The sequence below is a fragment of the Vibrio alfacsensis genome (assembly GCF_019670485.1).
Taxonomy (GTDB): domain Bacteria; phylum Pseudomonadota; class Gammaproteobacteria; order Enterobacterales; family Vibrionaceae; genus Vibrio; species Vibrio alfacsensis.
On record NZ_AP024165.1, the window covers coordinates 1,046,595 to 1,072,091 of the forward strand.

Annotated in this window: 23 protein-coding genes and 1 pseudogene; 20 read left to right on the forward strand and 4 right to left on the reverse strand. The window is 44.2% G+C overall.

Annotation, left to right across the window (positions count from 1 at the left end):
• Positions 1-93: 93 nt before the first annotated feature.
• Positions 94-3,237 (reverse strand): ribonuclease E, encoded by a 3,144-nt coding sequence (gene rne / locus VA249_RS04785; RefSeq protein WP_221069135.1) that lies wholly within the window; start codon positions 3,235-3,237, stop codon positions 94-96.
• 630 nt (positions 3,238-3,867) lie between these two features.
• On the opposite strand from rne, the gene rluC reads away from it, so the two are divergent.
• Positions 3,868-4,830 (forward strand): 23S rRNA pseudouridine(955/2504/2580) synthase RluC, encoded by a 963-nt coding sequence (gene rluC / locus VA249_RS04790; RefSeq protein ID WP_221069136.1) that lies wholly within the window; start codon positions 3,868-3,870, stop codon positions 4,828-4,830.
• 187 nt (positions 4,831-5,017) lie between these two features.
• Here the strand turns inward: rluC and VA249_RS04795 are convergent, their stop codons facing one another.
• On the reverse strand, positions 5,018-5,599 hold the full coding sequence (locus tag VA249_RS04795; RefSeq protein ID WP_221069137.1) for a Maf family protein: 582 nt from the start codon (positions 5,597-5,599) through the stop codon (positions 5,018-5,020).
• A 149-nt stretch (positions 5,600-5,748) separates the two neighbouring features.
• Between VA249_RS04795 and yceD the strand changes: the two genes are divergently transcribed.
• The 15 genes and pseudogenes from yceD (at position 5,749) to VA249_RS04870 (ending at position 18,982) form a co-directional block, all read left to right on the forward strand.
• Entirely contained in the window at positions 5,749-6,273 is a 525-nt protein-coding gene (gene yceD, locus VA249_RS04800) for a 23S rRNA accumulation protein YceD (RefSeq protein WP_128811220.1), read from the forward strand.
• A gap of 56 nt (positions 6,274-6,329) precedes the next feature.
• Entirely contained in the window at positions 6,330-6,500 is a 171-nt protein-coding gene (gene rpmF / locus VA249_RS04805) for a 50S ribosomal protein L32 (RefSeq protein WP_004414666.1), read from the forward strand.
• Between the two features lie 10 nt (positions 6,501-6,510).
• Entirely contained in the window at positions 6,511-7,536 is a 1,026-nt protein-coding gene (gene plsX / locus VA249_RS04810) for a phosphate acyltransferase PlsX (RefSeq protein WP_128811219.1), read from the forward strand.
• A 5-nt stretch (positions 7,537-7,541) separates the two neighbouring features.
• A complete protein-coding gene (locus VA249_RS04815; protein ID WP_221069138.1) occupies positions 7,542-8,492 on the forward strand; it encodes a beta-ketoacyl-ACP synthase III in 951 nt (316 codons plus the stop codon).
• Positions 8,493-8,568: 76 nt separating this feature from the next.
• Positions 8,569-9,492 (forward strand): ACP S-malonyltransferase, encoded by a 924-nt coding sequence (gene fabD, locus VA249_RS04820; RefSeq protein WP_221069139.1) that lies wholly within the window; start codon positions 8,569-8,571, stop codon positions 9,490-9,492.
• Between the two features lie 34 nt (positions 9,493-9,526).
• A complete protein-coding gene (gene fabG / locus VA249_RS04825) occupies positions 9,527-10,261 on the forward strand; it encodes a 3-oxoacyl-ACP reductase FabG (protein WP_164837254.1) in 735 nt (244 codons plus the stop codon).
• Positions 10,262-10,506: 245 nt separating this feature from the next.
• Positions 10,507-10,740, forward strand: a complete 234-nt coding sequence (acpP, locus tag VA249_RS04830; RefSeq protein ID WP_004406112.1) for an acyl carrier protein — start codon at positions 10,507-10,509, stop codon at positions 10,738-10,740.
• Between the two features lie 93 nt (positions 10,741-10,833).
• Entirely contained in the window at positions 10,834-12,084 is a 1,251-nt protein-coding gene (gene fabF, locus VA249_RS04835; protein WP_221069140.1) for a beta-ketoacyl-ACP synthase II, read from the forward strand.
• Between the two features lie 109 nt (positions 12,085-12,193).
• Positions 12,194-13,009 (forward strand): aminodeoxychorismate lyase, encoded by an 816-nt coding sequence (gene pabC / locus VA249_RS04840; RefSeq protein WP_221069141.1) that lies wholly within the window; start codon positions 12,194-12,196, stop codon positions 13,007-13,009.
• Positions 13,006-14,022 carry an endolytic transglycosylase MltG gene (mltG, locus tag VA249_RS04845; RefSeq protein WP_128811214.1) on the forward strand — a complete coding sequence of 339 codons (1,017 nt, stop codon included), beginning with the start codon at positions 13,006-13,008 and terminating at the stop codon, positions 14,020-14,022. The genes pabC and mltG overlap by 4 nt, the downstream gene beginning before the upstream one ends.
• Positions 14,019-14,651: a dTMP kinase gene (tmk, locus tag VA249_RS04850; RefSeq protein WP_221069142.1), complete on the forward strand. Its 633-nt coding sequence runs from the start codon at positions 14,019-14,021 to the stop codon at positions 14,649-14,651. Before mltG ends, tmk begins: the two co-directional genes overlap by 4 nt.
• A 24-nt stretch (positions 14,652-14,675) precedes the next feature.
• Entirely contained in the window at positions 14,676-15,638 is a 963-nt protein-coding gene (locus VA249_RS04855) for a DNA polymerase III subunit delta' (protein WP_221069143.1), read from the forward strand.
• Positions 15,629-16,404: pseudogene (locus VA249_RS04860) on the forward strand (TatD family hydrolase). The gene VA249_RS04855 and the pseudogene VA249_RS04860 overlap by 10 nt, the downstream one beginning before the upstream one ends.
• Positions 16,405-16,839: 435 nt before the next feature.
• A complete protein-coding gene (gene ptsG / locus VA249_RS04865) occupies positions 16,840-18,270 on the forward strand; it encodes a PTS glucose transporter subunit IIBC (protein ID WP_221069144.1) in 1,431 nt (476 codons plus the stop codon).
• Positions 18,271-18,580: 310 nt separating this feature from the next.
• Positions 18,581-18,982, forward strand: coding sequence for a hypothetical protein (locus VA249_RS04870; protein WP_221069145.1), 402 nt, complete (start codon positions 18,581-18,583; stop codon positions 18,980-18,982).
• 90 nt (positions 18,983-19,072) lie between these two features.
• Here VA249_RS04870 and VA249_RS04875 read toward each other — a convergent pair whose 3' ends face one another.
• Complete coding sequence (locus VA249_RS04875) at positions 19,073-19,663, reverse strand: outer membrane beta-barrel protein (protein ID WP_221069146.1); 591 nt, start codon at positions 19,661-19,663, stop codon at positions 19,073-19,075.
• 126 nt (positions 19,664-19,789) lie between these two features.
• Here VA249_RS04875 and cydH point away from each other — a divergent pair, with 126 nt between their 5' ends.
• Complete coding sequence (gene cydH, locus VA249_RS04880) at positions 19,790-19,882, forward strand: cytochrome bd-I oxidase subunit CydH (RefSeq protein ID WP_128811207.1); 93 nt, start codon at positions 19,790-19,792, stop codon at positions 19,880-19,882.
• A 17-nt stretch (positions 19,883-19,899) separates the two neighbouring features.
• Positions 19,900-21,045: a patatin-like phospholipase family protein gene (locus VA249_RS04885; protein ID WP_221069147.1), complete on the forward strand. Its 1,146-nt coding sequence runs from the start codon at positions 19,900-19,902 to the stop codon at positions 21,043-21,045.
• Positions 21,046-21,283: 238 nt separating this feature from the next.
• On the opposite strand, the gene pyk is transcribed toward VA249_RS04885, so the two are convergent.
• Positions 21,284-22,726 (reverse strand): pyruvate kinase, encoded by a 1,443-nt coding sequence (pyk, locus tag VA249_RS04890; protein WP_221069148.1) that lies wholly within the window; start codon positions 22,724-22,726, stop codon positions 21,284-21,286.
• A 307-nt stretch (positions 22,727-23,033) separates the two neighbouring features.
• On the opposite strand from pyk, the gene mlc reads away from it, so the two are divergent.
• Positions 23,034-24,251 (forward strand): sugar metabolism global transcriptional regulator Mlc, encoded by a 1,218-nt coding sequence (gene mlc / locus VA249_RS04895; protein WP_221069149.1) that lies wholly within the window; start codon positions 23,034-23,036, stop codon positions 24,249-24,251.
• Between the two features lie 262 nt (positions 24,252-24,513).
• Positions 24,514-25,467 carry a chemotaxis protein CheV gene (locus VA249_RS04900; RefSeq protein ID WP_221069150.1) on the forward strand — a complete coding sequence of 318 codons (954 nt, stop codon included), beginning with the start codon at positions 24,514-24,516 and terminating at the stop codon, positions 25,465-25,467.
• The last annotated feature ends 30 nt before the right edge of the window (positions 25,468-25,497 follow it).

Sequence of the window (25,497 nt, forward strand, 5' to 3'; positions counted from 1 at the left end):
ATTGATATTAATGTGAACAATATGAATGAGAGAGATAAATAGCAAAAAAGGCTGCCTTTCGGCAGCCTTTCAATTAGTTCGCGTATTTTTTGATTAGCTAAAGTTTGGCTTAGTCATTTTTGCAGACGCACGGTTTGTCGCAACTTGGCTGCCCGCACCTTTAGATGCGTATCGCTCAGTTTTTAACGGTGCTGGCGCTACAGAAATTTCGCGAAGCTCTTGAGGACCAGGTGCTTTTGTCATAGGTGCGCTAGCGCGTGGCTTAGACACAACCTGAATAACGTTCGCTTTAGTCTCTACTGCTGCGATAGGAGCCTTGTCAGCGACTTCTACAGAAGCTTCCTTCTTCTCTTCTACAGCTGGAGCTTGAACTGGCGTTTCTACCACAGCGCTTTCAGTTTCTTCCGTTACTACTTTAGCTACTGGCACTTCAACGCTTTCAGCGATTGGCTCAACTGGTGTTTCAGCCGTTTCTGATGCCGTGTTCTCAGTCAAGGCTGTTTCCACGATCGGCGCATCTACGATTGGTTCTACTGTTTGTTGAACGTTATCTTCAACAACTGGTGCTTCAGTAACAACCATTGGTGCTTCTGCAATCACAGGTGCTTCGTGACGAATGATTACTTTACCCATTGCCATTTCAGGGCAAGCAAAGCCACCTTGCATCGCTGGTACTGATGCTGATGACACTGCAGGTGCTACTACGTTTTCTTCTTTTACTTGCTCTTCTTTCTTAGGAGCTGGTTTTGGAATGTAACGTGGCATCACTTTACCCATTGCCATCTCAGGAGAGGCAACACCACCCTTGCGTAGGCGGAATGGGTTAGGGCGACGATCACGACCGCGACGACGACGTTGACCACTTGCACGTAGGTGACGTGGTGAACGACGATTACGGCGTTGTTTTTCGCCTTGCTTGTTATCTTGCTGCGTGTCGACTGCTGTATCTAAAGTTGGCTCTACTACTTTTTCAACAGGCGTCTCTACAGGTTGAACCGCTTGAATTGGTTCTTCAATAACTTGTTCAGATGCAAGCTGATCTTTAACACGTACAGCTTTGTTCAGTTTGCGACGTTGACGGCGCTCTTTCACTTTTTCTGTTTTCGCGTTTGGCTTCGCGTTGCTTTCTTCTGATTTTGGTTCAGTACGAGCTTCAGCCGCTAACAGCAGGCCTTTCTCCGCTACTTTTGCATTTGCTTTAGACTCTTGAGCTTTTTCAGCTTGCTGAGTTTTAGGCTTACGCTTCTGGTTACGGTTTTGCTGTTTGTTCGTTTGCTGTTGTACTTCGTTCTGCTCTGACGCTTGCTCATCGCGAGGTTTACGACGACGCTTGTTATCACGGTTATCACGGTTATCACGGTTATCGCGGTTTTCACGATTATCGCGGTTATCACGTTGGTTACCACGGCGGCGGTCGTTACGATCACGTCGAGGACGCTTGTTATCGCGATTTGGTTTCTTCTCTTCTTGTTTTGGTTCTTCTTTTGCTTCTTCAGAACCACCAAAGAAGAAGTTACCTAGTGCTTTGATCAGACGACTGAATAGACCTGGCTTCTCTTCTTGTTCTGCTTCTTTCTTCTTAGCTACAGGCGCAGGTTTTGAAGTTGGAGCTGGAGTTGGAGCGGTTTGAGGCGCAGCAAAACCTTTTAGTACAGGTTCTTCAATACGCTTTGGTTTGATTTCAGTTTCACCCGTATCTTTACCTTCTGCTTCTTTCATTGCTTCCAGTTTCTTTGGAAGTAGGTAAGAAAGCAGGTCAAACTCTTCGCCTTCACGAACACGGATCACTTCAAAGTGCGGTGTTTCCATATCTGAGTTAGGAACAACCGTTATTTTCACTTCTTGGTTACGTTCAATGTGGTTCACAGAGCGACGTTTTTCGTTGAGAAGGTAAGACGCGATTGGTACCGGTACAACGGCAAGTACTTGCGCAGTGTTGTCTTTTAGCGCTTCCTCTTCGATCAGACGAAGAACAGAAAGTGCAAGAGATTCGTTGTCACGAACCACACCTGTGCCCGTACAACGAGGACAAATATGGTGACTTGCTTCTGCCAGAGAAGGGCTCAGACGCTGACGAGACATCTCTAACAAACCGAAGCGAGAAATACGGCCGATTTGAACGCGGGCACGATCTAGACGAACGGCTTCACGTAAGCGGTTTTCTACTTCACGCTGGTGGCGTACTGGTGTCATATCGATAAAGTCGATAACAACCAGACCACCAAGGTCACGTAGACGCAATTGACGAGCGATTTCGTCTGCTGCTTCTAAGTTGGTGTTCAGTGCTGTCTCTTCGATATCGCCACCTTTCGTTGCACGAGCAGAGTTAATATCGATAGAAGTTAGAGCTTCTGTTGGGTCGATTACGATAGAACCACCAGACGGTAGGCGCACTTCACGTTGGAAAGCTGATTCGATTTGGCTTTCAATTTGGTAGTGGCTAAATAGTGGCACTTCGCCTTCGTACTTTTTAACGCGGCTGATGAAATCAGGACGAACCAATTTGATGTGCTCTTTAGCACGCTCATAAATGGTGTTGCTGTCGATTAGGATTTCACCGATGTCACGACGTAGGTAGTCACGAATTGCACGAACGATAACGTTACTTTCTTGGTGGATTAAGAAAGGTGCAGGATTAGAATCTGCCGCGCCTTTGATCGCACTCCAATGGTTAAGTAGTACGTTCAAATCCCACTCAAGTTCTTCTGCACTCTTTCCAACGCCAGCAGTACGTACAATTAGACCCATGCCTTGTGGCAGTTCTAGTGTGCTTAGTGCCGCTTTTAGTTGAGTGCGCTCGTCGCCTTCGATACGGCGAGAAATACCGCCAGCTCGAGGGTTATTAGGCATAAGAACAAGGTAGCTGCCTGCTAGAGAGATGAAAGTAGTTAGAGCTGCGCCCTTGCTACCACGCTCTTCTTTTTCCACTTGTACGATGACTTCTTGACCTTCAGTCAGCACTTCTTTAATGCTTGGACGACCTTGGTAAGTGTAACCTTCAGGGAAATATTCGCGGGCAATTTCTTTAAGAGGGAGGAAACCATGACGCTCAGCACCGTAATCAACAAATGCGGCTTCAAGGCTTGGTTCGATACGTGTAATACGTCCTTTGTAGATATTCGCTTTTTTAGATTCATGCCCTGGACTCTCGATATCAAGATCGAAAAGTCGCTGGCCATCAACCAGAGCGACACGCAACTCTTCTTTTTGAGTTGCGTTAATTAACATTCTTTTCATTGAAAATTCTCGTTGTCTTTTCTTTATATTTTTAATTACTTGCCACTTTTTTTCGCTATTTCACGGTGCCTGATCCCATGGCTATGTTTTGCAGCCTCCCGGCTGGAAGGGGATGCTCTGGGGCACTTCAGTCATCACAAATTTTTTGGGTTTCTTTGGAAACGTAAACTTGTGACCCGCTATTCGGGCGGTAGATACTCAACGTGAATATGCGAGGAGTAGAGAGGCAAGTGTGTTGAATTCAACGTGTCTTACGCCAGTGCTGCACTTGAGCTTCAACAGCCTACTCTCATTGCTGGGGATAAATGAATGGTAGTGAACAAAATGTAACCAAACCCTCCTTAGCAGCTGTGAACTATAGCAGTGCTCGTGGATATCAGCAATCGGCTTTCACGCAAACGATAGAAAAATCAGCGCTAAATTCAATTTTTATAATTTATAACTGGCTGTTTCATAAGCATTTGGAAGTGGAATATTGATAAAGATACGCAATATGCACTGAACTCAGATGACGGTTTTCATAAATTAAACAAAAGGTTGGCAGCTTATTGTGTCATTTTTGCCGTTCGCTAATTCTTTTGTATCAAGAATAATGTGAAGTCGTACAGATTTGCGTTTACAATAGCGGCCATGAGCGAAATAAGAACACAAGTCCAGTTCGTCGACATTGACGAAGATATGGCGGGTCAGCGTATTGATAACTTTTTACGCAACCAATTAAAAGACGTCCCGAAAAGTATGATTTATCGAATCGTGCGTAAGGGGGAAGTACGTGTAAATAAAAAACGCGTTAAAGCTGAGTATAAACTGAAAGCTGGTGATCTTGTGCGTATTCCGCCAGTCACGGTTGAAAGTAAAGAAGCCGATGTAGCACCAAGTACCAAGTTGAATAAGGTCGCAGAGCTAGAAAATATGATCATCTTTGAAGACGATCATCTACTGGTTTTGAACAAGCCATCTGGTACGGCGGTTCACGGTGGTAGCGGCCTTAAATTTGGTGCGATTGAGGCACTAAGAGCGTTGCGTCCAGAGGCTCGTTTCCTTGAGTTGGTCCATCGTATTGACCGCGATACTTCAGGTATTTTGTTAGTAGCGAAAAAGCGTTCCGCACTTCGCCACTTACAGGCGCAATTCCGTGAAAAAACGGTTAAGAAGTTTTACTTTGCACTCGTAATGGGGCAATGGAAAAACAGTTGTAAGATGGTGAATGCGCCGCTGCTAAAAAACGAAGTGAACAGCATCGTGCGAGTTAATCCAAATGGTAAACCATCTGAGACACGCTTTAAAATCTTAGAAAAGTTTGAACAAGCGACACTCATTCAAGCGAGTCCAATTACGGGCCGTACTCATCAGATTCGTGTGCACACTCAATATGCAGGGCATCCTATTGCATGGGATGATCGTTATGGCGATCGCCGGTTTGATGCTTACACAGGACAAGTCGGGCTCGACCGTTTGTTCCTGCATGCTGCAAATATTAAGTTTCAACATCCAACCAATGACGAGTGGATGGAAATCAATGCACCGATGGGCGCGAAACTTGAAAAAGTGCTTGTTGGCTTGAGAAAAAGCGAATTGACTAAGGCAAAATAACAATAGAAAGGGAGTCATGGACTCCCTTTTGTCCCTCTATACTTATTCATTTAAAATTTAATCATTTGAAACTTAGCCATTCGAACTTAATCACTTGAGACAATGTCGGATGGACGTTTTGATGTTCGGCCACCGTATTATTGGGTGCTAGAGCAATAGAGCAATAGAGCAATAGAGCACTAGAGCACTAGAGCACATCAAACCCTTGAGCTTGAAGCATGTCGATTAAGTCAATTAAAGGTAGTCCTATAAGCGTATTAGGATCTTTGCCGACCAATTTTTCAAACAAGCAAATACCCATCCCCTCACTTTTAAAGCTGCCAGCACAATAAAAGGGTTCTTCTTTATCGACGTAACGTTCAATTTGTTCTTGCGTTAGCTCTCTAAAGTGAACTTCGAACGTATCTACACCGACGTCGGTGTGCTTCGTCACTGAGTTGTATACGGCAAGTCCAGTATAAAAAGTAATTGCTTTGCCGCTTTGAGCAAGTAATTGTTCGATGGCACGTTCACGGTTAAGGGGCTTACCGATAATTTGACCATCTATCATGCACACTTGATCGCTACCGATCACTAAGCTGGCTTGAACGATATCGCAGGATGTTGCTTTGCCAATAGCGAGTCTTTTTACCAGTTCTAATGGTGTCTCATTAGGCAAAGGTGTCTCATCGCATTGTGGGGACAAACAAACGAAAGGTAACGACAGTTTTTCGAGTAATTGTTTACGAAAAGGTGAAGTTGAGGCTAAAACAAGTTGGTAATTTTTCATTTTGAATTACAATTCACGCAAGCATTTTCTATAGCATAATCGATTGAAATTGATTCTGGCTAATGCTCTGTATGTTAAGCGTAAAAAAGTATAACTTTTTTGCCTTTTTCTTTGACTAATTTTGATTTGGAAGATAATATTCGCGCCCTATGCAAAAGGTAAAATTACCGCGAACGGTTGATCCGGCTAAAGCGGCACAGAAACGATTAGATTACGATGGCATCATCCAAGCTAGTCTTTTTAAACGCTTAGCGGAAATGACTGATGGCGTAAAACGCGACGCAGAAGTCTCATTGTCATTTGAGATAGATGAACAGCGACTTGTTGTTATCTCTGGTAAAGCTAACATCGAAGTCGAATTAGAGTGTCAGCGTTGTAATGAGGTATTCACACATCCGTGTGAAGTTGAATTCCTTTACACTCCTTACTACGGTGAGAAGACAGAAGAGGAAGCACCAGAAATTTATGATTTGGTAGATCTAAATGAGTACGGTGAATTAGACCTTATACAACTGGTTGAAGACGAGTTCATCTTAGCATTACCTCAAATTGCAATGCATGATGAAGCGGATTGTAGCGTTGATTCAAATAACATGGTTTTTGGTGAAATTCCTGAAGAAATTGAGGAAGAGAAACCGAATCCATTCGACGTTTTGAAAAGTTTGAAAAAGTAATAGGTATTCTCTAATACTTTCTCAGCTTTGAACCCAATAGTATAGGAGTAGGGTCAATGGCCGTACAAAAGAGCAAGAAGTCACGTTCAATGCGTGGTATGCGTCGTTCACACGATGCACTAACTACAGCTGCACTTTCTGTAGATGCAACTTCAGGTGAAACTCACCTACGTCACAACGTAACTGCTGAAGGTTACTACCGTGGCAAAAAGGTTATCAACAAGTAAGGTTGATCCTTTGCAAAATATTACCGTTGCACTTGATGCAATGGGCGGGGATTTCGGTCCACGCGTAACAGTGCCTGCCGCCGTGCAGGCACTGTCTCATTTCCCAGAGCTAAAAGTGATTCTTATAGGTGATCAACATTTGATCACGTCTCAATTATCTCAATTAGGTATATCTCCCAGTTCTCGTTTAAGCATACGCCATAGCGAGAAAGTGATATCAAATTCAGAAAAACCATCATTAGCATTGCGTAATAGCCAAGGCAGCTCTATGCGCGTGGCCATCGATCTCGTTTCTGAAAACGAGGCAGATGCTTGTGTGAGCGGTGGAAACACTGGCGCACTGATGGCGCTTTCCCGATTTATTCTTAAGTTACTCCCTGGCATTGAACGACCTGCTTTAGTTTCGGCTTTACCAACCATAAGCGGAAAACGTACTTGGATGCTTGATCTTGGTGCGAATGTATCGTGCGATGCAGATAGCCTGTTTCAGTTCGCTGTGATGGGGAGTGCACTAGTGGAACAGCATTTACGACGTCCCCCTCGTGTTGCTGTGCTGAATATCGGTGCTGAAGAGATAAAAGGGAACGATTTAGTCAAACGCTGTGCTGAAATGCTTTCTCAGACCGACGCTGTTAACTTTGTCGGTTATATTGAAGGTAATCAAATTTTACATGACGTTGCTGATGTCATCGTGTGTGACGGCTTCGTTGGTAATGTATGCTTGAAAGCCAGTGAGGGAACAGCTCAACTTTTTATCGAAAAAATAAAAACCAGCATGATGGCTTCATCAATAAAAGGTTGGATTGCTAGAAAGTTGTTTTCTCGGCTATTTAATGAACTAAAAACACTGAACCCCGACCAGTATAACGGCGCAAGTTTGCTAGGATTGCGCGGCATTGTCATAAAAAGCCATGGAAGTGCGGATGTATCTGCTATTGTCAATGCACTTGGTGAGGCAGTACACGAGGTCAAACGACAAGTACCCAGCCGTATTAGCGATCGTTTGGAAGCGGTTTTACTCGAGAGGCATTATTAGTCTTCATGTATAGCAAAATTTTAGGTACTGGCAGCTACCTGCCATCTCAGGTGCGTACTAACGCAGATCTCGAGAAAATGGTAGATACAAGTGATGAGTGGATTGTCGCTCGCACTGGTATTAAAGAGCGTCGAATTGCAGCAGAAAATGAAACGGTTGCAGACATGGCATTCTACGCAGCTGAAAATGCTATCGATATGGCCGGCATTGATAAAAATGATATCGACCTAATTATCGTTGCGACCACGAGCAGTAGCCATACTTTCCCTTCATCTGCGTGTCAGGTGCAAGGAAAGCTTGGCATTAAAGGTTGTCCTGCATTCGACTTAGCCGCTGCTTGTTCAGGCTTTGTATACGCATTGTCTGTTGCTGACCAACACATCAAATCAGGTATGTGTAAAAACGTACTCGTGATTGGCGCAGATGCATTGTCTAAAACGTGTGATCCAACGGACCGTTCAACCATCATCCTATTTGGTGATGCGGCAGGCGCGGTAGTGATTGGCGCGAGTGAAGAGCCGGGCATTCTCTCTACACACGTATACTCAGACGGCCAATTTGGCGATCTGTTGAGCCTACCTGTGCCAGAGCGTGGCAAAGATGCTGACAAATGGCTGCACATGGCGGGTAACGAAGTATTCAAAGTGGCAGTAACTCAGCTATCTAAGCTAGTTAAAGATACGCTTGAAGCGAACGATATGCACAAGTCTGAACTAGACTGGTTAGTACCGCACCAAGCGAACTACCGCATTATTTCAGCGACAGCGAAGAAACTTTCGATGTCACTAGACCAAGTCGTGATTACACTTGATAAACACGGCAACACATCAGCTGCAACCGTGCCTACTGCACTAGATGAAGCGGTGCGTGATGGTCGAATTAAACGTGGTCAAACATTGCTTCTTGAAGCGTTTGGCGGCGGATTCACTTGGGGCTCAGCTCTGGTGAAATTCTAAGATTCACAAGAATTCAAAATTTAAGATGCACTACGGTGCATCTTATTTCTTTTTACTTTGCTTAAAGGAAAACAACATGAGCAAGTTTGCTATCGTATTTCCAGGTCAAGGTTCACAAGCTGTAGGCATGCTTGCTGATCTAGGCGAACAATATGACGTAGTAAAACAAACATTTGCAGAAGCATCTGATGCACTAGGTTACGACCTATGGGCGCTTGTTCAAAATGGACCTGCAGAAGATCTAAACCAAACTTTCCGTACTCAACCTGCTTTGCTAGCTTCATCTGTTGCTATCTGGCGCGTATGGCAAGCGCTTGGTCTTGAGCAACCAGCAAACCTAGCGGGTCACAGCCTAGGTGAATACTCAGCACTAGTATGTGCTGGCGTGATTGACTTTAAAGAAGCAATCAAGCTGGTTGAGCTACGTGGTCAACTTATGCAAGAAGCGGTACCAGCCGGTACTGGCGCAATGTACGCGATCATCGGTCTAGATGATGAAGCGATTGCAAAAGCTTGTGAAGAAGCTGCACAAGGTGACGTCGTTTCTCCAGTAAACTTCAACTCGCCTGGCCAAGTTGTTATCGCGGGTAGTAAAGATGCCGTAGAGCGCGCGGGCGCACTATGTAAAGAAGCCGGTGCTAAACGTGCACTTCCTCTTCCTGTTTCAGTACCGTCACACTGTGCACTAATGAAACCAGCAGCAGAGAAGCTAGCAGTAGCTCTTGAGTCTATCGAATTCAATGCACCACAGCTTCCTGTGATCAACAACGTTGATGTGACAGCAGAAACGGATCCGGCAAAAATCAAAGACGCACTTGTTCGTCAATTGCACAGTCCTGTTCGTTGGACAGAGAGTGTTCAGTTAATGAGTGAGCAAGGCGTAGAAAAGCTGCTTGAAATGGGCCCAGGTAAAGTTCTAACTGGTCTAACAAAACGAATCGTTAAAACGCTAGATGCAGCGGCTGTAAACGATGTTGCTTCTCTAGAAGCGGCAAAATAATCAGCCTACCGAAGCATAAGGAACGCAAACAATGATGAATCTAGAGGGCAAAATTGCTCTAGTAACTGGCGCTAGCCGTGGTATTGGTCGCGCGATCGCTGAACTTTTGGTTGAGCGTGGTGCAACAGTAATTGGTACCGCAACGTCTGAAAGCGGTGCAGCGGCAATCAGTGAATATTTAGGTGCAAATGGCAAAGGCCTAGCACTTAACGTGACTGACGTTGAGTCTATCGAAGCGACACTGAAAACCATTAATGAAGAGTTCGGTGCGATCGATATCTTAGTAAATAATGCCGGTATCACACGCGATAATCTACTAATGCGCATGAAAGATGATGAATGGAATGACATCATCAATACGAACCTAACGCCTATCTACCGCATGTCTAAAGCGGTTCTACGCGGCATGATGAAAAAACGTTCAGGTCGTATCATCAATGTGGGTTCTGTCGTTGGTACAATGGGTAATGCTGGTCAAACGAACTACGCTGCAGCAAAAGCCGGCGTGATCGGCTTTACTAAGTCAATGGCTCGTGAAGTGGCTTCTCGTGGCGTAACAGTAAACACGGTTGCACCAGGTTTCATTGAGACAGACATGACAAAGGCGCTAAATGATGATCAACGTTCAGCAACGTTGTCGAATGTGCCAGCCGGTCGTTTGGGTGATCCACGTGAAATTGCATCAGCAGTTGTGTTCTTAGCATCACCTGAAGCTGCTTACATTACTGGTGAAACTTTGCATGTAAATGGCGGCATGTACATGGTTTAATGCACAGTTCATGCAAAATTAGCTATTTTACTTTGTGAAAAATAGCCTATAGTTGCAGTTAACTGTCATGAAGTTGTCACGGTTATGCGCAAGATTTGTGCATGATTTAAGTCAAAAATGTATTGAAATTCGGTTAATTTCGCTAAATTTGTGGTTTGACCAGCAAGGACCCCCTTGCAACTTTCAATAGTTCGAATAAACTACGGAATCATCGCATTAGGCGAAATCTGTAAAGGAAAAGAAAAATGAGCAACATCGAAGAACGCGTAAAGAAAATCATTGTTGAACAGCTAGGTGTGGACGAAGCAGAAGTTAAAAACGAAGCTTCATTCGTTGACGATCTAGGTGCGGATTCTCTAGACACTGTAGAACTAGTTATGGCTCTAGAAGAAGAATTCGACACTGAGATTCCTGACGAAGAAGCTGAGAAAATCACTACTGTTCAAGCTGCAATCGACTACGTAAACAGCGCTCAGTAAGTTTCTCTCCCAGGCGGTCTCCTAGACCGCCTGTGTTCTTTCTAATTTCTTCTATCCTCTCATAGAAACATTCAATTCCCGGAGAATTATATCGTGTCCAAGCGTCGTGTAGTTGTCACTGGCATGGGTATGTTGTCACCGGTCGGCAACACAGTAGAATCATCTTGGAAAGCCCTGCTAGAAGGTCAAAGTGGTATTGTTAATATCGAACACTTTGATGCTACGAATTTCTCAACTCGTTTTGCAGGTCTTGTGAAAGACTTCGATTGCACAGAATACATGTCTAAAAAAGATGCTCGTAAAATGGATCTATTTATCCAGTACGGCATTGCCGCGGGTATCCAAGCATTAGACGATTCTGGTCTGCAAATTTCTGAAGACAACGCAGCTCGCGTTGGTGTTGCAATCGGTTCAGGCATCGGTGGTTTAGAGCTTATCGAAACGGGTCATTCAGCACTTGTTGAAAAAGGCCCTCGTAAAGTTAGCCCATTTTTTGTTCCATCGACCATCGTAAACATGGTTGCTGGTAACTTATCTATTATGCGTGGCCTTCGCGGTCCAAATATTGCGATTTCTACAGCATGTACTACAGGTCTTCATAATATTGGCCATGCAGCACGTATGATCGCATACGGTGATGCAGACGCAATGGTTGCTGGTGGTTCTGAGAAAGCTTCTACGCCTCTGGGTATGGCTGGCTTTGGTGCTGCTAAAGCGTTATCTACTCGTAACGATGAGCCTCAAAAAGCATCTCGCCCATGGGACAAAGGCCGTGATGGCTTCGTTCTTGGCGATGGTGCTGGCATGATGGTACTTGAAGAGTACGAACATGCTAAAGCTCGTGGTGCTAAGATTTACGCAGAGCTTGTTGGCTTCGGTATGTCTGGTGACGCTTACCACATGACTTCGCCAAGTTCAGATGGTTCTGGTGGTGCTCTAGCGATGGAAGCGGCAATGCGTGATGCGAACATCACTGGTACTCAAGTCGGTTATGTGAATGCTCACGGTACATCTACTCCAGCTGGTGACGTTGCTGAAATCAAAGGCGTGAAACGTGCGCTTGGTGAAGAGGGTGCGAAACAAGTACTTGTTTCTTCTACTAAGTCGATGACCGGTCACCTTTTAGGTGCTGCTGGTTCTGTTGAAGCTATCATCACAGTAATGTCTTTGGTTGATCAAATTGTTCCACCAACCATTAACCTTGACGATCCAGAAGAAGGTCTAGATATCGACCTTGTTCCGCATACTGCACGTAAAGTAGAAAATATGGAATACGCGATTTGTAACTCGTTCGGTTTTGGCGGTACAAATGGCTCATTAGTATTCAAAAAATTCGCTGAGTAATTACTCAGACTGTTTTATAATTCAGTCGCGAAACTTGTATTTTAACGGCTCGATGCTTAGCATTGAGCCGTTTTGTTTTATTTGTCGATCAGAAAATAAGGGTATCTGAATGTTCTGGGTAAATGGACTGCCACAAACACATGTTTCGCTTAGTGACCGTTCTTTCCAATATGGTGACGGCTGTTTTACTACGATTAAAACCAAGTGTGGCCAGTTAGAACATTGGCCAGCGCATATTGAACGCATGGAAGCGTGTTTAGCAACATTGCAAATCCCTTTTCCTGATTGGAATACTGTTTTGGACTGGTCTATGCAGGCTGTGTTGAAAGATGAGTCTGCGGGTATCAAAATCCACATCAGCCGAGGGGCCGGTGGGCGGGGCTATAGCCCAATTGATGTAGGTGGCCCTGTAGTGACCATTTCGAGCTTTCCATTTCCGTCGCACTACTCGTTATGGCAAGAAAATGGCGTGCAGTTAGGCGTTTGTGAAACCCGCCTTGGCATTCAACCACTCCTTGCAGGTCATAAGCACAATAATCGAATAGAGCAGGTACTTGCAAAGGCAGAAATCGATGGTTCAGATTTTGCAGATGCGGTGACGTTAAATGTGCAAAATCATGTCATTGAAACTACAATGGCAAACCTTTTTTGGGTTAAAGATAATAAAACGTACACTCCGGAATTAAGCTTGTCGGGTGTAGCTGGCGTGATGCGCCGTAAAGTGTTGGAATTGCTTCGCGCCGAAAGTCAGCAACTCATAGTCGACACTTTCACACTACCAGATTTGGTTGAAGCCGATGAAGTGTGGATATGTAACTCGCTATTAGGAGTTGCTCCGGTAACGAGCCTTTCAACGCCAGATAATAAGATTGTTTTTCCGATAGGAAAATTAACACGACGACTTCAAGGGAATTTAAATACGTGATTAAAAAACTGTTTGCTTTTGTTGTACTGATCGCCGTTATTGGTGCAGCAGGTGTTTTTTACGTTGTTTCACAAACTAAGCAATACGTTAACTCGCCAATTCTTATCACACAGCCTCAGCTGTTTACGGTTGAAAATGGCACTAGCTTCCATCGAGTCATGCGTGATTTGGTTAATGAGAAAGTCATTGAAGCATCTGACTATACGCGTTTGATGCCTCGCCTTTATCCTGAGTTGCTTCAGGTGCGAGCGGGAACTTATCAAATACAACCTAATGTATCTTTGTACCAAACGCTTGAGCAACTCAATACAGGTAAAGAGCACCAATTTGCGATTACCTTTGTTGAGGGTAGCCGTTTTTCCGAGTGGGTAGAACAGCTTAGCGATGCGCCTTATGTAAAGCATGATTTGACTGGGCTGTCTGAAAAGCAGATGGCAGAAAAGTTAGGTATTGAGCGAGAAAAACTCGAGGGTTTGTTTCTAGCAGAGACTTATCACTACACGGCAGGCACAAGTGAAACTCAGATCCTTGAGCGAGCGCATAGCAAACTGAATACCATTCTTGATGCCCATTGGGATGAGCGTCAGGAAAAATTACCATTAAAAGACAAATACGAAGCATTGATTTTGGCTTCTATTATAGAAAAAGAGACCGCGATTGATTCAGAACGTGAGCGTGTGGCGTCGGTATTCGTTAACCGTCTTAACAAACGTATGCGTCTTCAGACGGATCCGACGGTAATTTACGGTATGGGGGATGCGTACGATGGTAATATCCGTAAGAAAGACTTGCGTACGCCGACACCATATAACACATACACCATCAATGGATTGCCCCCTACACCAATCGCAATGGCGGGTGAAGCATCGATAGAAGCGGCATTAAATCCAGAAAATAGCAACTATCTATATTTCGTAGCAAGTGGAAAGGGCGGACATGTCTTTTCGAAATCTCTTGCAGAGCACAATCGTGCTGTACGTGCCTATTTAAGAGAACTAAGAAAGAATAAATGATGAAAGCAAACTTTATTGTGGTTGAGGGCCTAGAGGGCGCAGGTAAGAGCACAGCAATTAAAACCGTTTTAGATACGCTGACAGCCGCTGGCATCAAAGACATTGTGAATACTCGTGAGCCCGGAGGCACACCGCTAGCGGAGAAAATGCGTGCACTAGTAAAAGAAGAGCACGAAGGCGAAGATCTAAAAGATATGACTGAGCTACTTTTGCTTTATGCTGCACGTGTTCAGTTAGTGGAAAACGTGATTAAACCTGCGCTAGCAAATGATCAATGGGTCGTAGGTGATCGTCATGACTTGTCCTCTCAAGCTTATCAAGGTGGGGGCCGTCAAATTGATGCGGCACTGATGAAGAATTTGCGAGATACCACCCTAGGTGAGTTCAAGCCTGCTTTCACACTCTATATGGATATCGATCCCCGTATTGGCCTTGAGCGAGCACGTGGTCGTGGCGAGCTAGACCGTATTGAAAAGATGGACATCAGTTTCTTTGAACGCACTCGTGAGCGTTATTTAGAGCTCGCAAATGCAGACGACACCATCGTAGTGATCAATGCTGAGCAGACTATTGAAAACGTTTCACAAGATATTCAAGCCGCTCTAAATGAGTGGCTTGCAAAGCAGTAAGCATAATGTGGATTGAGGTGGTTCATGTTGAATGATTTTCCATGGTTACAGCCCGTTTGGGATAACCTCAAAACAAGCTTAGACGCAGACCGAATTCCCGGAGCACTACTGTTACAAAGTGAACGAGGTCTAGCGGTCGACAAGTTAGTTGAGTATTTTAGCCATGCGTTATTGTGCCAAAATTACAGTAGCGAACCTTGTGGCTTTTGCCATAGCTGCCAATTAACGAAATCTCACAGTCACCCCGATTTACATTGGGTTAAGCCAGAGAAAGAGGGTAAGTCGATTACGGTCGACCAAATTCGTGCATGCAATCGTCTTGCGCAGGAGTCATCTCAGCTCAATGGCTACCGGGTGTTCATTGTTGACCCTGCTGATGCAATGAATGAATCTGCCTCTAACGCATTATTAAAAACGTTAGAAGAGCCAGGACAAAAGTGTTTGTTCTTATTGGTGACGCATAATCAAGATCGTTTGTTACCGACGATTCAAAGCCGTTGTCAACACTGGGTCGTGACGCCTCCAAGTCGCGAACAAGCGATGGTTTGGCTTAGCGATAAAGGCGCCTCGTCAGTTCCTGAGTATGCGCTCAAGCTCTATATGGGGTCACCTATTAATACGCTAGAGGCGTTGCAAAGTGGCGAGTTAGATGAATACCAGACTTTCGAGCGCTGCTTTATTGAGACACTCACATTGCCTATGTCGGATATTTTTAAATGTGCGTCATTGATGGCTAAGAATCCCAACAAAACGTTGGATTGGGCTTGGTATTTGCTAACTGATGCTCAGAAAGCTCAGTTTGGTGTTACTGACGCCGATCACTTACCAGGCGCAGCGCAGTTTAAGCCAGATAGTTATAACGGACTTTACGTGGCATCTCAGAAGTTACTTGAGTTAAAAGCGCAAGTTCAACACTTTCCGGGTTTAAACCTTGAACTACTATCAATGAATTGGTTAATCGAATCACGAGAGGCATTATGTTCGTAGATTCCCATTGTCATTTGGACAAACTAAATTATGACGATCTTCATCTCAATGTAGAAGACGTTATCAATAAAGCAAAACAAGCTAATGTAAAAGAGCTTCTGTCCGTTGGCGTGACGCTGGATTCCTTTCCTAAAATGTTGGAAATGATTACCCCTTACGACAACGTCTATGCATCTTGTGGTGTACATCCGTTAGATGTAGAAAGCGCTTTTTCTATGGAGATGCTTCACAAATACGCTTCCCACAACAAAGTGGTTGCTATTGGCGAAACAGGTTTGGATTATCACTACAAACCTGAAACTGCGGCCTTACAAAAAGAGCGTTTTGAGCAGCAAGTCGATTTGGCGGTAGAGTTAAACAAGCCACTTATCATCCATACTCGTAATGCACGCAAAGACACACTCGATATTTTACGTAAGGGGGGGCAGATAAATGTGGCGGTGTGATCCACTGTTTCACGGAAGACTTACCATTTGCAGAAGCGGCTCTTGAACTGGGTTTTTATATCTCAATTTCAGGGATTGTGACGTTTCGTCAAGCGACGGAATTGAAAGAAGTTGTGAAAGCTTTGCCTCTTGAGAGGCTTCTAATTGAGACCGATTCGCCTTATTTGGCACCAGTGCCACACCGAGGAAAAGAGAATCAACCCGCTTACGTTGTTGAAGTTGCCGCCTATATTGCGCAGTTGAAAGACTGCTCACTGGCAGAGGTTGGTCGAAAAACCACCGAAAATTTCCAAAATCTTTTTTTGCAACAAAAACTATAAATTGCATTTAAAAAGGAGCGCTGGCTCCTTTTTTGGTTATAAAGTCGGCAAAAAGAGCGTTTTGGTTGATGTTTACTGATTTTGTTGATTTAACTGCTTTCAAATAGTGCAAATGTAATTTTGTTACTAAAAATAACATGGGTATTTATTTTATTTACGGATTGAAATTAATTGGCTTCATGTCGATGTCCTTATAAAACAAATATTTACGTGTGATGAAAAGCATTTCATGGACTGTTTTTCGGTGTGATCTGAGACTTGTTTTGAAACTAAATTTCGTAACTATGTGGAAAGTTTGAGGGTCATCAATATATATTTAGAGCCGGAAAATATAATGCAACGTGTGGTTACATTTTCATTGGGTGCTAACATTTAGGCTACGGGGGTGTGCCGTTAGTGCCCAAATAATACTTATAATTTATCAGGAGCATAAACATGTTTAAGAACCTTTTTGCAAACCTGCAAAAAGTTGGTAAAGCTCTGATGCTACCAGTATCAGTATTACCAGTCGCAGGTATCCTATTAGGTGTGGGTGCTGCTCACCTAAGCTTCATTCCAGAAATCGTTTCTAACCTAATGGAACAAGCTGGTGGCTCAGTATTCGGCCAAATGGCACTTCTATTTGCTGTTGGTGTAGCACTTGGCTTCACAAACAACGACGGTGTAGCTGGTCTTGCTGCTATCGTTGGTTACGGTATCATGACTGCTACGCTTGGCGTAATGGCTGGTATCATGGGCGTTGAAAAAATCGACACAGGTGTACTAGGTGGTATCCTTGTTGGTGGTGTTGCTGCTTGGGCATTTAACCGTTTCTTCAAAATCCAACTTCCAGAATACCTTGGCTTCTTCGCTGGTAAGCGTGCGGTGCCAATCATTACTGGTTTCGCTGCGATCTTCCTTGCAGTTGTTCTTTCTTTCGTATGGCCACCAATCGGCGGTGCAATCTCTGCATTCTCTGACTGGGCTGCACACCAAAACCCACAACTAGCGTTTGGTATCTACGGTGTTATTGAGCGTACTCTAATTCCATTCGGTCTACACCACGTATGGAACGTACCTTTCTTTTTCGAAGCTGGTACTTGTGTGAATGCTGCGGGTGAAACTCAAAACGGCGTACTAACTTGTTACCTAGTTGCGGATGAAGCATCACGCGCTGCTGGTAATGGCTTCGGTCAGCTAGCGGGTGGTTACATGTTCAAGATGTTCGGTCTACCAGCGGCAGCAATCGCGATTGCTCACTGTGCTAAACCAGAAAACCGCGCGAAAGTTATGGGTATCATGGCGTCAGCAGCTCTGACTTCATTCCTAACAGGTATTACTGAGCCAATCGAATTCTCATTCCTATTCGTTGCTCCTGTACTTTACGGTATCCACGCTCTACTAGCGGGCTCTGCATACGTTGTTGCGAACACTCTAGGCTTTGTACACGGTACATCATTCTCACACGGTCTAATTGACTTCCTAGTTCTATCTGGCCACGCTCAGAAGATGGGTCTGATGATCGCTGTTGGTCTAGTTTACGCTGTGATCTACTACGTAGTATTCCGTGCTGTGATTACAGCGCTTGACCTAAAAACTCCAGGTCGTGAAGACGAGTCTGCTGAAGAATCTGCGACAGCGGCTTCAGAGATGGGTGGTGAGCTAGTTGCTGCATTCGGCGGCAAAGCAAACATCACAGGTCTAGATGCATGTATTACACGTCTACGCGTTGCAGTAGCGGATACAGCAGCAGTTGACCAAGATCGACTAAAACAACTAGGCGCTGCAGGTGTTGTAGTTGTAGCAGGTGGTGTTCAGGCTATCTTTGGTACTAAGTCTGACAACCTGAAAACAGAAATGGATGAGTGGATCCGTAACCAGGGTTAATCTCAATCATTGATGATTTGAAAGGAGGCTTCGGCCTCCTTTTTTGATCGCTAAAGCTTATTTTTGAATACTAAAGTTTGTTTTCAAATAAAAAGTTCAATTTCGAATGCTAACGCGTTTTTTTGGAAAAGTGTTTGCTGATAATCCGGCCGTTCACTTGCATTATCACTTCCCACAAATTCAACGTGATCTTGTTCTCAGCCTTACATTCTCCATTCTTTTCTAAACCGATTCTTACCCCTGATTGACATAGCATTTTAGTGACATGTTTGAATAATGTACGCTGTTTTTTTAAAGGGAGAGATGAGGGATGAAGAGGCAAGTCGTCTTAGCGGCCGCTTTAATACCAAGTTTTAGTACACTAGCTAATGAGCCGAGCAATTTTTCTGTCGGTATGGCTGTAGATCAACAGTTAAGCGTAGTGATTGAGGTGGAAGACAAATATCGTGGCATCATTGGTAATGATGGCATGGCATTTGACTACATCGCTAAGCGGGGCTCGTTTGAACAAGGTATGCCTGTGACCTGGTATGTCGGTGTTGGTGGTTGGTACGAATGGGATGATGAATTCGGTTTGCGTGTTCCCTTAGGCCTAAACTGGGATTTATCAAAAGGGTGGGATCTTTATGCTCAGATTCATCCAGAATTAGACTTGTATCGAGGACCAGATCTTCAAATCGGTGGCGCGGTGGGTATTAAGTACAACTTCTAACACTACCCACGCTCTAATGCCGGTATCTCCCGGCATTTTCGTGCCTCGGGACTAAATTTTTTGTCTAGAGTTAAGTTGAGTGAAGGGTGTTTAGAAACGATAGGTGATGCCAATATTCGATTGGAATTGGTTCATCCAATCGGTTTCAAATTTTATAAAGCAGCTTGAGCCATCAGTTGGTAGCACGCAAGCACCAGAGGTGTCACTGTCCACGACGGTACCAAGCCATCGAACTTGGGCGGTAAAAGCAAAGTGCTTGGATATTTCATATTCAACACCACCAAATGCACTTCCAGAAAATCCATATTTATTATCAACCCAATCGGCATCTACATAAGATGCACCAAGACCAAGTCCTACGTATGTTTGCCATTGAGGTGACACAGGGTAATAAATACTGCTCTGAAACTGAAGATAATGAATATTTGAAGCGTTGCCTATATTTTGCAGATCTGAAGACTGGTTTGAGTAGAATAAGCCAATTCTGCCTTGTTCTAAAGGTGTCTCTATTGCAAAGGCAAAGTTGAGTGCTTGGTCTATGTCATAGGTGCGCTCGTTTTGATCTTCAACAGAGCCGCCTCCTGTATAGCCAATAAAAGGGGTAATACTGACGCTTGCTTGAGCACTGATAGAGAGGCTCAATAATACACTGCTAACTAACCAGTTAGATGGATTCTTCATGTGGTATCTCCTTATTACGACTAAGCTAATTGTGATGCCTTAGCCAAAATCGTGCGACTAAATAAAGCAATTCTTGAACATGATTCACACAGGTGTTATTAATTTGTTACAAGCAAGGAGGTATCTATGGAACACGATCTAAAATCTGCCCTATTTATTGTCGTTGTCGTTTTCGCAGTCCTGCTCTCATTTGGAATTATTGCGATCACGACGGCCTAACGAATGGCAATCTAGCCATGATCCGGAACAGCGGTATTATCACTGATTGCCATGCCGAGCTTGATGTTTCTGTTTATGAACATTTTAGGCGTGGAAAAACTGCTCTTGTTGCACAAGGAGGAGGGCAGAGAGGGATTTTTACCGCTGGTGTATTGGATGCTTTTTTACTCTCTAATTTTGATCCTTTCGACGAATTCTATGGTACCTCTGCGGGTGCGCTGAACTTATGTGCCTACCTATGCCGACAACATGGCTTGGGTAAAGCATTCATTACCGATTTAACGACCTCCCCTGAATTTTTTAATCTAATTCGATATATACGAAATAAGCAGTATTTGGGCCTAGAATGGGCGTTAGAGCGGATTCAGGATTATCCGTATAAACTCGACCTTGATTTAGGCAAAAGAGCCTTAGGGAAGCGCAGAGCGTTTGCTGCGGTGACAAATGTTAATTCTCTCGCGGATCAGTACTTACCAATCTTGAGTGATGACTGGCTAAACACAATGGTTGCGACCTGTGCGATCCCCAAGCTGTACCAAGGTACTGTAGAGGTCAACGGGCAAAAATATGTGGACGGTGGCGTTTCGGCTTCGATTCCTGTTCAAGAGGCTTGGCGACAAAATGCGCGCAATATTATTGTGATTCGTACCGAACCCTTTTCTGAGTCAGAAGCAAAAGCCCAAAGCGAAATTGGTGATAGTGGTGTTGAATGGTATCGCGAATCCATTAACTCGGTGCAAGAGTCTTGGCAGCAGAAAATGAGCCAGTGGAAAGCGGACTGGGGAGAGTTTTTACAGCAAAAAATTCATGCAGCGCACCATTCTAAACTTTCAGGTCGCAAATTACTCAATGGTGGTCGTTGGTTATTTGGAGCAGATAACTTGTATAGGCTCAGTCATCTGGTTGGCGAGAATTTTGATTCCGGGTTAGCCGATATGCTCATGATTCATTATCAGACTTTTGAACTGACGCAGGCGTTCTTATCCGCGCCACCAGATGACACGTTTATTTTGCAGTTGGCTCCAAAAGAAGAATTGAAGTCGTCATCGTTATTGAGTGACCCAGAGGCGTTAGAGCATGATTATCAGCTTGGACTGCAAGCTGGTTTTAACTTGATTCAATTGTATGATCAACTCAACATTGATGGCAGGGCGAGCGCTTAATCTGGGCTAAATGCGCATTCTCATTGAAGTTATATTTACTAAAAATGCTTGTTTTCTTGAATGATAGTTTTATAAGCGACAACCTGTACCAATAACGATCTATGTGCAAATCATTATCTCTCTACTAATAATCCAAGGGCTCGGTAATTGAGCCCTTGTGGTTTGTGTATTCCTGGTTTCTAGCGATCACTCTTTTTAAGGAGTCCTGCTTTAAGCTATGGCGCGATGTGGCGCTTAATCACGCGGAAAGGATACGCATGCAGTTTGTTGAGCCAACGACATCCATAATATCGCCTTGGGTGATGATCACCAGATCGCCCTCATCTAACAGTCCTTGCTCTTTGAGTGTTAAAATCGCTTCCTGAGCAGTGCTCAAGCCTACGCCGCCTTTTGAATCAAAATAGACCGGGGTAACACCACGATAAAGTGCAGCACGGTTAAGTGTTGACTCGTTTCGTGACAGCGCAAAGATCGGTAATCCTGAGCTTAAACGAGACATCATCAACGCAGTACGGCCTGACTCTGTAAGGGCAATCATGGCTTTAACGCCCTCCATGTGATTAGCCGCATACATTGTCGACATGGCAATGGTTTCTTCTGCCGTTGCAAAAGTGCGGTCGAGTCGGTACGTAGAGAGACTGGCTTCTGACATTTTCTCTGCACCAATGCATACTTCTGCCATCGATTTCACCGTTTCAACAGGGTACAGCCCTGCAGCGGTTTCTCCGGAGAGCATGACGGCATCGGTGCCATCGAGTACTGCGTTTGCTACGTCCATGACTTCTGCACGGGTCGGCATCGGTGCTGACATCATGGATTCCATCATTTGGGTCGCAGTAATAGCAACGCGATTTAAACTGCGTGCTCGGCGTATCAGTTTTTTCTGCACACCGATGAGTTCTGGGTCACCAATTTCTACCCCAAGATCACCGCGAGCGACCATTACGACATCAGAGGCAAGAATAATGTCATCAATAGAATCATTATTCGCAACGGTTTCAGCACGCTCTACTTTAGCAACAAGCTTCGCTTCTAGGCCTGCATCTCGAGCTAAACGTCGAGCGTAGTGCATGTCTTCACCATTGCGAGGGAATGAAATTGCAAGGTAATCCACTTTAATTTTTGCAGCGGTTAAGATATCTGCTTTGTCTTTTTCTGTGAGTGCATCAGCAGAGAGGCCTCCGCCTTTTTTATTGATGCCTTTGTTATTTGATAGCGGACCACCAACGGTCACTCGAGTGTGGACTTTATTACCCTCTACGCTTGTCACTAGCAGTTGCACTCGGCCATCATCCAGCAATAGAACATCGTTAGGCGATACATCTTGTGGAAGTTCTTTGTAATCTAAGCCCACGGCGTTTTGCTTGCCTTCTCCTTTTGCAAGGTCACTATTCAGTGTGAATTTATCACCGACATTGAGTTGGATTTTTCCCTCTTTGAACGTGGAAATTCGGATCTTTGGACCTTGCAGATCACCTAAAATGGCGACTTGGCGTCCAAGCCTTGCTGCGATAGCTCGAACTTTTTGTGCGCGCTGGATGTGGTCCTCGCTGGAGCCATGAGAGAAGTTCATGCGTACCACATTCGCGCCAGCTTTGATGATGTCCTCGAGGACGTTGTCTTTATCGGTTGATGGGCCAAGCGTTGTGACAATTTTTGTTCTTCTTAATATTGAAGTCATAGATTCTCCGAAGAATTCAGGTGTAGGGCAGATCACTCGACTAAGTATATGCATAGCCAGTAAAGGTTGTTCGTATTTTCCCTAAATGTTCATGGCAAATACGATGCAGTCTGTTTTTTCACCAATTTTAAAGAGTAAAATAAGTGACGTTTTAGATAATTTATCAGGTGTTGTTTGTTGGTTATTTGATTGAATACACAAACGAACATGTTTCTACGTGATGCTTGTCACGGGGATTTATCAATTCACTTCACAATTCCTTCGCAAAGTAAAAAAATTACTCGGTTATAGAATTTCGGAGTGCAAGATGTACATGGCTCAACCGGGCCATATTGATCATATCAAACAGGTCAATGCTGGTCGTGTATACAAACTAATTGACCTCAAGGGTCCAATATCTCGTATTGATTTGTCCAAGCAAAGTGAGCTTGCGCCTGCGAGTATCACTAAAATCACTCGAGAGCTTATTGAAGCCCATTTGATCCATGAAACGACCGTTCAAGAGGCAATTAGCCGTGGTCGTCCAGCGGTCGGATTACAGGTCAATAATGAAGGTTGGCAATTTCTATCGATGCGTCTTGGCCGTGGCTACTTAACCATTGCATTACATGAGCTTGGTGGAGATGTGCTTATCGATACCAAGATCGATATCCATGAGCGTGACCAAGAGGACGTTCTTGAACGCTTGCTCTACGAAATTGATGAATTCTTCCAAACATATTCTGATCAGCTGGATCGTGTGACCAGTATTGCAATTACGCTGCCTGGTCTGGTTAATTCCGAGCAGGGTATTGTTCTGCAAATGCCTCACTACAATGTTGAAAACTTGGCACTAGGTCCAGAGATCTATAAAGCAACAGGCTTACCGGTCTTTATTGCCAATGATACGAGAGCGTGGGCGTTGGCAGAAAAGCTGTTTGGGCACTCTCAAGATAACGATAACTCTGTACTTATCTCGATTCACCATGGTTTAGGCGCAGGGATCATTCTCGATGGGCGTGTGCTACAAGGTCGTCATGGTAACATTGGTGAGCTTGGCCACATTCAAATTGATCCGAACGGTAAGCGTTGTCACTGTGGAAATATAGGATGCCTTGAAACCGTCGCAAGTTCACAAGCCATTCGGGAAGAAGTGGTCACTCGTATCGCGGGTGGTGAGGCATCGATTCTTGCTGAACAAGAAGAGATGAGCATTGAGAGCATCTGCGAAGCGGCAGCGAATGGTGATCCTTTAGCGGTCGATGTAATAGAAAAGCTAGGGCGCTATTTGGGCTCGGCGATTGCTATTGTGATCAACCTGTTCAATCCAGAGAAAATTTTGATTGGCGGTGTGATCAATCAGGCGAAAGAAGTCCTTTATCCTGCGGTCCGTCGTTGTATCGAAGAACAGAGCTTACCGGTTTACCATAAAGACTTAGAGTTGGTAGAGTCGCGTTTTTATAAGCAGGCAACGATGCCGGGAGCCGCGTTGATTAAGCAGGCCTTGTATGATGGTCAGTTACTGATGAAAGTGATAGAGGGATAATCTTTCTCTGTCTGATTGAGTTATTTGCAAAGGGTGGGCAGTTAAGTTCGCCCTTTTTTGATTTTCATTTTGATGTAGAGCACCAATCTGAGCTTAGCTCCGTTGCTATATCCGGAGCATTAATGTAATTTCCATTAGCAATTTATCCTAGTACCTTAAGGTTACTCTCGGGTAGATAAAACACTCATAAAAAAGTTTATTCTGTTGTTTCAACAGGGTTTCTATTAAGAGTGAACGTTGTCATTCAAAGTTAGGTAGTGGTATGTCCGGAGTGTTAAATACGGTTGATCAGCGCACAAATCTGGTCGGTGAAAACCGATTGGAGCTTTTGCTGTTCACGTTGAATAGTCGTCAATTATTTGCGATTAACGTTTTCAAAGTGAAAGAGGTGATTAAACTTCCTCCATTAACGAAACTGCCGGGTTCTCACTATAACATTCGTGGTGTCGCGTCTTTACGTGGTGAGGCTGTGCCTGTGATTGATTTACGTTGTGCGATTGGTTTTCCTAACTTGCGCGGTGAACCTGAAGAAGAGAATTTAATTATCACGGAATACAACCGTTCCATACAAGGCTTCTTAGTTGGGCCGGTTCGCAATATCATCAATACTGCGTGGACCGAGATTCAACCCCCACCGTCGACATCCGGTCGTTCTAATTACCTCACTGCCATTACTCAAGTCAAAGACGGTGAAACGTCTCAAATCGTTGAAATCATTGATGTAGAAAAGGTGTTAGCCGAAATCGTACATTATGATGTAAGTATCTCTGACGGTGTTTTGGATCATGATCTTAGCCAAGCAATGATTGGTCGTAATGTGCTTATTGTTGACGATTCTTCCACAGCACGTAATCAGGTTCGAGATACGTTGTCTCAGCTTGGTTTGAACATCATTGAGTGCCGAGATGGCCTTGAAGCATTAACGGTATTAAAACGTTGGTGTGATGAGGGAAAAGACGTAGAAAAAGAGTTGTTAATGATGATCACCGATGCCGAAATGCCAGAGATGGATGGGTATCGATTAACGCATGAAGTTCGTACTGATCCACGTATGGCGAAATTGTACATTACGTTAAATACATCACTCAGTGGCAGCTTTAATGAAGCGATGGTACAAAAGGTAGGTTGTGACCGATTTATTTCTAAATTCCAGCCAGATCTTCTTGTGCAAGTGGCACAGGAACGCCTTCGTCAGGTTGTATCAATAAGTATTTAATTATTTTGTAACAGCGCCAATCATATTTGG

Excerpts from the sequence above, each read along its gene's own strand:
- rluC (WP_221069136.1), top strand. The coding sequence starts at position 3,868 with ATGAGCGAAATAAGAACACAAGTCCAGTTCGTCGACATTGACGAAGAT.
- rpmF (WP_004414666.1), top strand. The coding sequence starts at position 6,330 with ATGGCCGTACAAAAGAGCAAGAAGTCACGTTCAATGCGTGGTATGCGT.
- pyk (WP_221069148.1), bottom strand. The coding sequence starts at position 22,726 with ATGACTTCAATATTAAGAAGAACAAAAATTGTCACAACGCTTGGCCCA.
- fabG (WP_164837254.1), top strand. The coding sequence starts at position 9,527 with ATGAATCTAGAGGGCAAAATTGCTCTAGTAACTGGCGCTAGCCGTGGT.
- VA249_RS04855 (WP_221069143.1), top strand. The coding sequence starts at position 14,676 with ATGTTGAATGATTTTCCATGGTTACAGCCCGTTTGGGATAACCTCAAA.
- tmk (WP_221069142.1), top strand. The coding sequence starts at position 14,019 with ATGATGAAAGCAAACTTTATTGTGGTTGAGGGCCTAGAGGGCGCAGGT.
- VA249_RS04875 (WP_221069146.1), bottom strand. The coding sequence starts at position 19,663 with ATGAAGAATCCATCTAACTGGTTAGTTAGCAGTGTATTATTGAGCCTC.
- acpP (WP_004406112.1), top strand. The coding sequence starts at position 10,507 with ATGAGCAACATCGAAGAACGCGTAAAGAAAATCATTGTTGAACAGCTA.
- yceD (WP_128811220.1), top strand. The coding sequence starts at position 5,749 with ATGCAAAAGGTAAAATTACCGCGAACGGTTGATCCGGCTAAAGCGGCA.
- VA249_RS04815 (WP_221069138.1), top strand. The coding sequence starts at position 7,542 with ATGTATAGCAAAATTTTAGGTACTGGCAGCTACCTGCCATCTCAGGTG.
- VA249_RS04900 (WP_221069150.1), top strand. The coding sequence starts at position 24,514 with ATGTCCGGAGTGTTAAATACGGTTGATCAGCGCACAAATCTGGTCGGT.
- VA249_RS04870 (WP_221069145.1), top strand. The coding sequence starts at position 18,581 with ATGAAGAGGCAAGTCGTCTTAGCGGCCGCTTTAATACCAAGTTTTAGT.
- pabC (WP_221069141.1), top strand. The coding sequence starts at position 12,194 with ATGTTCTGGGTAAATGGACTGCCACAAACACATGTTTCGCTTAGTGAC.
- mlc (WP_221069149.1), top strand. The coding sequence starts at position 23,034 with ATGTACATGGCTCAACCGGGCCATATTGATCATATCAAACAGGTCAAT.
- rne (WP_221069135.1), bottom strand. The coding sequence starts at position 3,237 with ATGAAAAGAATGTTAATTAACGCAACTCAAAAAGAAGAGTTGCGTGTC.
- cydH (WP_128811207.1), top strand. The coding sequence starts at position 19,790 with ATGGAACACGATCTAAAATCTGCCCTATTTATTGTCGTTGTCGTTTTC.
- fabD (WP_221069139.1), top strand. The coding sequence starts at position 8,569 with ATGAGCAAGTTTGCTATCGTATTTCCAGGTCAAGGTTCACAAGCTGTA.
- ptsG (WP_221069144.1), top strand. The coding sequence starts at position 16,840 with ATGTTTAAGAACCTTTTTGCAAACCTGCAAAAAGTTGGTAAAGCTCTG.
- VA249_RS04885 (WP_221069147.1), top strand. The coding sequence starts at position 19,900 with ATGATCCGGAACAGCGGTATTATCACTGATTGCCATGCCGAGCTTGAT.
- VA249_RS04795 (WP_221069137.1), bottom strand. The coding sequence starts at position 5,599 with ATGAAAAATTACCAACTTGTTTTAGCCTCAACTTCACCTTTTCGTAAA.